This window comes from Promicromonospora sp. NPDC090134 (genome assembly GCF_044746965.1).
Lineage (GTDB): Bacteria > Actinomycetota > Actinomycetes > Actinomycetales > Cellulomonadaceae > Promicromonospora.
In genome coordinates this window covers 27,000-36,451 of sequence record NZ_JBIVCZ010000013.1, presented here as the reverse complement: position 1 = coordinate 36,451, position 9,452 = coordinate 27,000, and the positions used below count along the sequence as shown (strand labels likewise).

Below are 9,452 nucleotides of genomic sequence, written 5' to 3'. Positions count from 1 at the left end.
TGGGGGTCGCACACGGGCGCCGGGGGGGGGCTTGGGCCCCACCCCACGCGGCTTTTTGCGGCCGGGGGGCCCCCGCCCTGGCCCCCCCTCGAAGCAAACTGCCGACCGCCAGGGATGGGGTCAGCGGACTGCCGAACTCGTCACCACTCCGCCGACGCTCCCCGCGGCGACACCGTGCGCGGCACGTCCCACGGGTTGTCGTCGCGCAGCGGCGCGGGCAGCAGCTCCTGCGGGGCGTCCTGGAAGGTCACCCCGCGCAGGAACCGGCCGATCGCGGCCGTGCCGACCGACGTGCCGTCCGTCGTCGTCGCGGGCGACGGCCCGCCGTGCTGCATCGCGGGCGTCACGGCGACGCCGGTGGGCCAGCCGCCCAGCAGCACGCGCCCCGCACAGCGGCCCAGCGCGCCCACGAGCGCCGACTGCTCCGCGCCCGTCTCGCCCGCACCGAGGTGCAGGGTCAGCGTGAGGTTCCCCGGGAACAGCTCGCCGACGACGGCGGCCAGGTCGGTCCCGGCCGGGTACTCCACGATCACGGAGAACGGTCCGAAAACCTCGTCGAGCACCGCGTCCCCGGCGCCCCGGAGCACGTCCAGCGGCACCGAGACGAACGTCGGCGTCACCCAGGCCTGGCCGTCGGCGTCGCGGCGGAAGCCGCCGGAGCGCACCACGCGGACGCCGTCCACGGCCAGCGCCTGGCCGACGCGGCGCTCGTAGCCGTCGGCGATCGACGGATTGAGCAGCCGGTGCTCGGGCACGTCGGCCGCGGCGGCGACCACGGCGTCGTCGTACGCCGTGCCCTCCGGGACGAGCAGGAAGCCCGGCTTGGTGCAGAGCTGCCCGGCGGAGCCGGACACGCTCGCGACGTACCCGGTGAGCAGCACGTCCGCGCGCTCCTCCAGGGCCGCCGCCGAGACCAGCACCGGGTTGACGCTGCCGAGCTCGCCGAAGAATGGGATCGGGTCGGGGCGCGCGGCCGCCCGGGCGGCCAGGAGCTGCCCCACGCGCTGCGACCCGGTGAACGCCGCGGCACGCACGGCCGGGTGCTCCAGCAGGTCCACGCCCGCGTCCTGGTCGGTGACGAGCTGGAGCGTGTCCTCCGGCAGACCCGCCTCGACGAGCGCGCCGGCCACGATACGGGCGGTGCGCTCCGACAGCCAGGGGTGCCCCGGGTGCGCCTTGACGATCACGGGGCAGCCCGCCGCGAGCGCCGCCGCGGTGTCGCCGCCCGCCACGGAGAACGCGAACGGGAAGTTGCTGGCCGCGAAGTTGACCACGGGTCCCACGGGCCACAGGGCGCGGCGCAGGTCGGGGCGCGGGCCGAGCACGAAGTCGGGGTCGGCCTCGTCGAGGCGGACGTCGAGGTAGGCGCCGTCCTCGACGACGTGCGCGAAGAGGCGCAGCTGCACCTGCGTGCGCTTGAGCTCGCCGCGCAGCCTCGCCTCGGCGAGGCCGGTCTCCACGTGGGCGGTGGCGACGAGCTCGTCGGCGTGGTCGCCGAGGGCCGCGGCGGCGCGGCGCAGGCCGTCGGCGCGGGTCGCGGGGGTGGCCCGGGACAACCCGGCGAACGCCTCGGTGGCCCGGCGGGCCACGTCGTCGACGGTGCGGTCAAGGTCGGACGCCGCGGTGGCGGTCATGGGGCTCCTCATCAGGCAGGCTGTGGATCGGTCGGGCTCAGAAGACGAAACCCGTGGGGAACGGGTCGGTCGGGTCGAGCAGGTAGTTGGCGGTGCCAGTGACCCAGGCACGGCCGGTGATCGTGGGCAGGACGGCGGGCACGCCCGCGACCGTCGTCTCCCCCACCAGGCGGCCGACGAACCGGCTGCCGATGAACGACTCGTTGACGAAGTCGGTGTCCAGGGCCAGCTCGCCGCGCGCCCAGAGCTCGGCCATGCGGGCTGACGTCCCCGTGCCGCACGGCGACCGGTCGAACCAGCCCGGGTAGATCGCCATGGCGTGGCGCGAGTGCCGGGCGTCCGACCCGGGGGCGATGAGCTCGACGTGGTGGCAGCCCTCGACGCCGTCGAGCTCCGGGTGCTTCGGCATCGCCGTCTCGTTGATCGCGTCCATGATCGCGAGCCCGGCGGCGAGCAGGTCCTGCTGGCGCTCGCGGTCGAACGGGAGCTTCAGGTCGTCGAGGTCGACCAGCGCGTAGAAGTTGCCACCGAACGCCATGGAGTAGGGCACGGTGCCGTAGCCCGGCACCTCGACCTCCTGGTCGAGGGCGGTGACGAAGCTGGGCACGTTCTCGATGGTCACGGAGTCCGCGTGGCCGTCGCTGACGGCGACCTTGGCCACCACCAGCCCGGCGGGCGTGTCGAGCCGGATCTCGGTGACCGGCTCGACCACGTCCACCATGCCCGTCTCGACCAGCACGGTGGCCACGCCGATGGTGCCGTGGCCGCACATGGGCAGGCAGCCGGACACCTCGATGTAGACGACGCCCCAGTCGCAGTCGGACCGCGTGGGCGGCTGCAGGATGGCGCCGCTCATCGCGCCGTGCCCCCGCGGCTCGTCCATCAGGAAGTGCCGCAGCTCGTCCATGTGCTCCATGAAGTACAGCCGCCGGTCGTTCATCGTGTCGCCCGGGATGGGGCCGACGCCGCCGGTGACGACGCGCGTCGGCATGCCCTCCGTGTGCGAGTCGACGGCGGTGATGGTCCTGCTGCTGCGCATGGTCGCTCCTGTGCTCGATGCGTGGGTGCTGGTCCGGTGCGGGGTCGGTCAGCGCGAGGCGATGTAGCTGAGCGCCGCCTCGGTGTCCTTGCGCACCTGCGCCTCGTGCTCCGCGGACAGCGGGCCGCGCGGCGGGCGGGTGGGCCCACCGTAGCTCTGCCCGGCCATGTCGATCGAGAGCTTGATGGCCTGCACGAACTCGGTGCGCGAGTCCCAGCGGAAGACCGGCACGAGGTGGCGGTACAGCTCGCGTGCCTCGTCGATCTTGCCCTCGGTGACCAGGGTGTAGATCTCGACGGCCTCGCGCGGGAACGCGTTGGGGTACCCGGCGAACCAGCCGACGGCGCCGGCCACGAGCGACTCGAACAGCAGGTCGTCGGCCCCGGCGATGACGTCGAGGTCGGGGGCGAGCTCCTTGATCTCCAGCACGCGCCGCACGTCGCCGGAGAACTCCTTGACGGCCACGACGTTCTCGAGCTGGGCCAGCTCGGCCAGGATGCTCGGCGTGAGGTCGACCTTGGTGTCGATCGGGTTGTTGTAGATCATGATCGGCAGGCCCACCTCGTTCACGGCGGCGTAGTGCGCGATCACCTCGGAGCGGTTGGCGCGGTAGATCGTGGGCGGCAGCAGCAGGACGCCGTCGGCCCCGTCCTCGGCGGCGAGCTCGGCCCAGTGCTTGGCCTGGTGCGAACCCACGCCGTGCACGCCGGCGACGACCAGGCCGCGGCCGTCCACGGCCTTGACGGCGGTCTGGATGACCTTGCGGCGCTCGTCGTCGGTCAGCGAGGAGTACTCGCCGAGCGAGCCGTTCGGGCCCACGCCGCGGCAGCCGTTCTCGATGAGGAAGTCGCAGTGCGCGGCGAACTTCTCGTAGTCGACGGCCAGGCCGGCCGGCGCGGACTCGTCCGGCGTGAAGGCGAGGGTGGTGGCGACGATGACGCCGCCGAGGTCGAATCGCTGGTTCATGTCAGGTCTCCTGTGGTGTGGATGCTGTGGGAAGTGAGGTGGCGGAAAGAGAAGCGGTGGGAAGAGCGGTGGCAGGCGAGGGCAGCGCGGCCAGGTCGCCGAGCCGCACCGGCACCACGAGCGGACGGCGGTCGACGCCGGCGCCCGACGCGTCGCCGTCGAGCAGCTCCTGGAGCGTGCGGCCGCACATGCGGGCCTGGCACGGGCCGAGCCCGGCGCGGCTGGTGAGCTTGACCGAGCGGGTCTCGCGCGAGCCGGTCAGGTCGACCACCTCGCGCACGCGGCCGTAGGTGGTCTCCTCGCAGCGGCAGACGACGGTGTCGTCGCGCAGCCAGCGCACCCACCCGCCGCGGATGCCGTGGGCGGCCTCGATCCGGGCCGCGAAGCCGCGGGACCGGCCGGCGGCGCGGCCCGCCCGGGCGGCCCCGGCGGCCCGGAGGTCGCCCCCGGCCGCGGCGGTGCCGGCGACGGCGCCCTCGGCGAGCGCGGCGTCGGCCCCGCCGATGCCGGTGATCTCGCCCGCGGCCCACACGCCCGGCACGGACGTGGCCTGCGTGTCGTCCACGACCACGAACCGGCTCGGCGCGAGGTCGCACCCGGCGGCGATCGCCAGCTCCAGGCGCGGCGTGAACCCGTGGCTCACGGCGACGGCGTCGGCCTCGACCTCACGTTCCGTCCCTGGCACGGGCGCCCAGCGGGCGTCGAGCCGGGCGATGGTCACGGCCTCGACCTGGCCGTCGCCGTGCGCGGCGACCACGGCCTCGCCGGGATGCCACGGCACACGGTGGCGCACCAGCTCGCCGACGTAGCCCGCGAGCTCGCCGGCCTTGCCGACGGCGCCGGCCAGCTCCCAGGGCCGGTCCAGCCAGCCGCGGGCGAGTGAGCCGGTCCGGCTCGCCTCGTGCACGCCGAGCACGGTGGCGCCGGTCCGCAGCAGCGAGGAGGCGACGGGCAGCAGGAAGGGGCCGGCCCCGGCGACGACGACGCGGCGCCCGACGGCGACCCGCTCCCCCTTCGCCAGCGCCTGCGCCGCCCCCGCCGAGTAGACCCCGGGGAGCTGCCAGCCGGGGAACGGAAGGGTCCGGTCGTGGGCGCCGGTCGCGAGCACGAGGGCGTCGGGCTCGAAGGAGGCGGCCTCGCGGCCGGCGGCGTCGGGCTCCCCGACGAGCACGTTCAGGCGGACGCCGCCGTCCGGCCGCTCCGGCGAGGACACCTGCTCCAGCGACCACACCTGCGCCGTCGGGACCACCGTGACCGCGGGGTGCGCCCGCAGGGCGTCGGCCAGCGCGCGGTACGTGTCCCACTTGTGGTGCAGCAGGTGCTCGCGCCCGGCCGGACGCTCGTCGGGCAGGTGCCGCCAGTACTGGCCGCCGAGCACGTCCGCGGCGTCGAGCACCGTGACCCGCGCCCCGGCGTCGGCGGCGGCGCGCGCGGCGGCGAGGCCCGCCGGGCCCGCGCCCACGACGACGACGTGCCGCTCCTGTCCGCTCATCGGGTCACCTCCGATCCGTCGTGCTCGTCCGGACGCCCGCCGCCGGGTTCGCCGAACGGCTCGCCCTGCCGCGCCACGACGTCGCCGTCCTGCGCGCGGCGCAGGCAGGCCCGCACGTCGCGCAGGCCGTTGACCTCCACGACGCAGTCGAAGCACACGCCGATGCCGCAGAACACGCCGCGCGGCGCGCCGCTCTGGCCGGTCGAGCGCCACTGGCGCCGTCCGGCACCCAGCAGGACGCCCGCGATGGTCTGCCCGGCCGTGCCGGTGACGGGCTCGCCGTCGACCCAGATCGTCAGGGGCCGGTCGGGTCCCGGCCGCACCGGGTCGGCGGCGGCCGGGATGCGGCGCGACGTCATGGTCGTGCTCCCTCGTGAGCGTTCTCCGACACGTCGGAGGGGGTGGGTCGCAGGTCGCGGAGCGTGGGGCGGTCCGCCGCGTACGGGCGCGGGTCCACGGCCGGCTCGGAGCCCAGCACCGCTGCCGCGAGCAGGTCGCCGGTCGCGGGCGCCAGGCCGACGCCCGCGCCCTCGTGACCGGTCGCGAACCACAGCCCGGGCAGCGCCGGGTCGGCGCCGATCACGGGCAGGTGGTCCGGCATGTACGGGCGGAAGCCCAGGTAGGAGCGCATCACGTTGGTCTCGGCGAGGAACGGGAACACCGTCACGGCGCGGCGCGCCATCTGCGCGAGCACCTCGGCGCGGAAGCGCTCGTCGAACCCCACCTGCTCCCGGCTCGACCCGATCAGCACCGTCCCGCCGCGCGTCGACTCGATGACGGCCGACGTCTGCAGCTCCGCGCCCGCGGACTGGGTGGCGGCGAAGTAGTCGCCGTCGTACACCTTGTGGTGGATGCGCTGCGGCATCGGGGTGGTCACGAGCACCGTCCCGCGGCGTGGCCGTACGGGCACCCAGGAGCCGAGCCGCTCCGCGACGTCCGCCGACCAGGGACCGGCCGCCACGACCACGGCTCCCGCGGCGACGTCGCCCCGCGTGGTGGTGACGCCGGTCAGGCGCCCGCCGGCCCCCAGCAGCGGCCCGGTCACCTCGACCCCCGTCCGGACGACGGCGCCGGCCCGGCGCGCGGAGGCGAGCAGCGCCTCGGCGGCGGCGACGGGCTGCACCTGGGCGTCCTGCGGGTAGTGGATCGCGCCCAGGACGCCGGGCGCGAGGTCGGGCTCGAGCTCACGGGCCTGGGCGCCGGTCACCTCGACGGCCTCGACGCCCGCGGCCCGCTGCGCCGCGGCGAACTCGCGCAGCCCCGCCAGGCCGGCGTCCGAGGCCACCACGACCACGCCGCCCTTGGCGTCGTGCTCGATCGACGGGAACCGCGGGCCGAGCTCGTCGGCCAGCTCCCCGGCGAGCGCCGTCCACCGGCGCAGCGACTCCTGGGCGAGCACCAGCTCGGGCCCGGGACCCTTGTCCGAGATCAGCAGGTTGCCCTCACCGTGGGCGCTGGTGCCGGCGGCCGCGGCCCCGCGGTCGAGCACCACCACCGAGGCACCCGCGAGCGCCAGGGAGCGCGCGCACGCGGCGCCCACGATCCCGGCGCCGACGATCACCACGTCCGTTGCCACGTCCACCCCTTCATCGCTCCGCCGTCCTGTTGCCGTGCTGCCCTGCTGTCGCTCAGTCCTCGGGCTTGCCCGCCCACGTGCCCAGCGAGTGCCCGATGTGCCGCTCCATCAGCGCCTTGGCGCCGGGGCCGTCGCCGGCCGCGAGCAGGTCGAGCAGCTCGTGGTGCTCCTGGGCGGAGGCGGCCAGCGTGCCGCCCGCGACCATGGTCGAGAGCCCGAGCAGCCGCGCGCGGTCGCGCAGGTCGGCCACGATCTCGCCGGCCACCGGGTTGCCCAGCAGGCCCATGAGCCGCAGGTGGAACGCCTGGTCCGCCTGCAGGTAGGCGATGAGGTCCCCCGTGCGCGCGCCCTCGACGATCTCGTCGGCGAGCGCCCGGAACTCCCCGAGCTGCCCCACGGGGAACGACCTTGCGAGCCGTTCCATCCACACGGGCTCGATGACCATGCGGACGGCGGCGACGTGCCGCAGCGTCTGGTCGCTCACGCGGGTGACGCGGAAGCCCTTGTTGCGTACCGCCTCCAGGAACCCGCGCCGCTCCAGGTCCAGCACGGCCTCGCGCACAGGGGTCGCGGACACGTCGAAGCGCGCGGCCAGCGTCGGCACCGAGACCAGCTCGCCGGGTTCGAGCTCGCCGGCGACGATCGCGGCCACGAGGGCGCGGTGAACCTGCTCGCGCAGGCTCGCGACCGGCGCCAGTCGACGGACCGACGGGGTCGATGATGCTGAGCTCATGGTGCTCTCCAGGGGGTCAGGCTCTGACAGTAGAATATTACACACGACAGGAAACCCGTCGTCAATGCCGCCAGAGGGTACCTGAGCGTGGCCTGGTTCGCCGGACTTTCGCCCCTCGGAACTGGCGTTATCCCGCCGAAACGCGACGTTTACATTCATCCCATCGACACTGCGGTACCGTCCCAGTAACATATCACGCATCACATATCGAAGGCGGGCCGCGTCGACGACGACCACGGCAGCGCCGGGGCCCTACCCGTACGACCAAAGACGCAAGTCACCGACCGAGAGGCCACACCGTGAAGCACCACCGGATAACGACGGCAGTCATCGCCGTCGCCACGACATTCGCGCTCGCCGCGTGCGGCGGCGGCGGACAGGACGACGCCTCCTCCGCGGGCGGCGGCGGGTTCGCCGCCGAGCCGGCCGAGGGCGGCACCGTCCACGTGCTGCAGAACGCCGACTTCTCCTACCTCGACCCGGCCCGCGGCTGGGACGGCGGGGTGAACAACTTCTACCGGCTCGTCTACCGCCAGCTCACGACGTCCGCGCCGGGCTCGGCGGACGACCCGACCGCGATCGTGCCGGACCTGGCCGAGTCCCTCGGCGAGGTGTCCGAGGACGGTCTGACCTGGACCTACACGCTCAAGGACGGGCTGAAGTTCGAGAACGGCGACCCGATCACCTCCGCCGAGGTCAAGTTCGGCGTCTCCCGGGCCTGGGACCCGGAGATCGGCATCGGCTCCCCGTACCTCAAGCAGGTGATCGACGCCCCCGAGGACTACGAGGGTCCCTACAAGAGCGGTGACCTGCCGACCGTCGAGACCCCGGACGAGAAGACGATCGTCTTCCACCTGAAGAAGCCGTTCCCCGAGTTCGACGCCGTGGTCTCCCAGGTCAACGCGACCCCGTTCCCCGAGGGCAGCGGCGCCGGCGACGAGTTCATCCACCAGATCGTCGCCTCCGGGCCCTACAAGCTGGCCGAGTACGTGCCGGGCAGCACCATCAAGCTCGAGCGCAACGAGAGCTGGGACCCCGCGACCGACGAGGTGCGTGCCGCCAAGCCGGACGGCTGGGAGTTCACCATCGGCCTCGACCCGGCCACCATCGACGAGCGCCTCATCGCCGGGCAGGGCGCGGACGTCAACGCGATCGCCGGCAACATCCAGCCGGCCACGCTCCCGCGCCTGCAGACGCCGCAGCTCCAGGAGCGTGTGCTGCAGTTCGACGGCATCTGCACCACCTACATGGGCCTGAACACCACCAAGGCGCCGCTCGACGACGTCCGGGTGCGCCAGGCGATCAGCTACGCCGTCGACCGCAGCTCCATCGTGAACGCGAGCGGCGGCACGCAGCTCGGTGCCCCGTCCACGACGATCATCCCGCCGGCGGTCGCCGGTCACAAGGACTTCGACCTGTACCCGTCGGCGGACGGCACCGGCGACGTCGAGGCCGCGCAGAAGCTGCTCGACGAGGCAGGCCTGTCGGACGGGTTCACCCTGACCCTCGACATCCGCGCGCAGGAGTCGATGCAGGCCCAGGCCGAGTCGATCCAGCAGTCGCTCGAGCGCATCGGCATCACCGTCGAGCTCAACCTGATCGACACGTCCACCTACTACGAGACCATCGGCACCCCGTCGCAGCAGCACGACGCCGCCATCACCGGCTGGTGCCCGGACTGGGCCTCGTCGGCGGCGACCTTCATCCCGCCGCTGTTCGACGGCCGCAACATCTACGAGAAGGGCAACTCGAACCTCGCCCAGCTCGACGACGAGGACGTCAACGCCCGGATCGACGAGATCGGTGCCATGACCGACATCGCCGCGGCGAACGAGCAGTGGGGTGACCTCGACGAGGAGATCCTCGAGCTGGCGCCGATCGTCCCGCTGATGGTGTCCAAGACGGTCCTCCTGCCGGGTGAGAACGTCACCGGGCTGCACTCCTCGGCGAACGCCGCGAGCGGCGGCATCGACTACGTCGGTGTCGGCCTCAAGGACCCCGAGAAGGGCTGA

At 73.8% G+C, this 9,452-nt stretch carries 8 protein-coding genes; 1 reads left to right on the top strand and 7 read right to left on the bottom strand.

What is annotated here, in order from left to right; translation table 11 throughout:
* Positions 1-140: 140 nt before the first annotated feature.
* From ACIPN7_RS26625 to ACIPN7_RS26595, 7 genes are read right to left on the bottom strand one after another with little or no spacing between them, the layout of a single operon-like run.
* Positions 141-1,634: an aldehyde dehydrogenase family protein gene (locus ACIPN7_RS26625; protein ID WP_400549659.1), complete on the bottom strand. Its 1,494-nt coding sequence runs from the start codon at positions 1,632-1,634 to the stop codon at positions 141-143.
* Between the two features lie 37 nt (positions 1,635-1,671).
* Positions 1,672-2,673: a proline racemase family protein gene (locus ACIPN7_RS26620; protein WP_400549657.1), complete on the bottom strand. Its 1,002-nt coding sequence runs from the start codon at positions 2,671-2,673 to the stop codon at positions 1,672-1,674.
* 48 nt (positions 2,674-2,721) lie between these two features.
* Positions 2,722-3,639, bottom strand: coding sequence for a dihydrodipicolinate synthase family protein (locus ACIPN7_RS26615; RefSeq protein ID WP_400549655.1), 918 nt, complete (start codon positions 3,637-3,639; stop codon positions 2,722-2,724).
* Between the two features lies 1 nt (position 3,640).
* A complete protein-coding gene (locus tag ACIPN7_RS26610; RefSeq protein WP_400549653.1) occupies positions 3,641-5,131 on the bottom strand; it encodes an FAD-dependent oxidoreductase in 1,491 nt (496 codons plus the stop codon).
* Positions 5,128-5,490 carry a (2Fe-2S)-binding protein gene (locus tag ACIPN7_RS26605; protein ID WP_400549651.1) on the bottom strand — a complete coding sequence of 121 codons (363 nt, stop codon included), beginning with the start codon at positions 5,488-5,490 and terminating at the stop codon, positions 5,128-5,130. Before ACIPN7_RS26605 ends, ACIPN7_RS26610 begins: the two co-directional genes overlap by 4 nt.
* The gene (locus ACIPN7_RS26600; protein WP_400549649.1) at positions 5,487-6,707 is read right to left on the bottom strand and encodes an NAD(P)/FAD-dependent oxidoreductase; all 1,221 of its coding nucleotides are present in this window, start codon (positions 6,705-6,707) and stop codon (positions 5,487-5,489) included. The genes ACIPN7_RS26605 and ACIPN7_RS26600 overlap by 4 nt, the downstream gene beginning before the upstream one ends.
* A 52-nt stretch (positions 6,708-6,759) precedes the next feature.
* The gene (locus ACIPN7_RS26595; RefSeq protein WP_377248987.1) at positions 6,760-7,440 is read right to left on the bottom strand and encodes a GntR family transcriptional regulator; all 681 of its coding nucleotides are present in this window, start codon (positions 7,438-7,440) and stop codon (positions 6,760-6,762) included.
* Between the two features lie 299 nt (positions 7,441-7,739).
* On the opposite strand from ACIPN7_RS26595, the gene ACIPN7_RS26590 reads away from it, so the two are divergent.
* Positions 7,740-9,452, top strand: coding sequence for an ABC transporter substrate-binding protein (locus ACIPN7_RS26590; protein ID WP_400549647.1), 1,713 nt, complete (start codon positions 7,740-7,742; stop codon positions 9,450-9,452).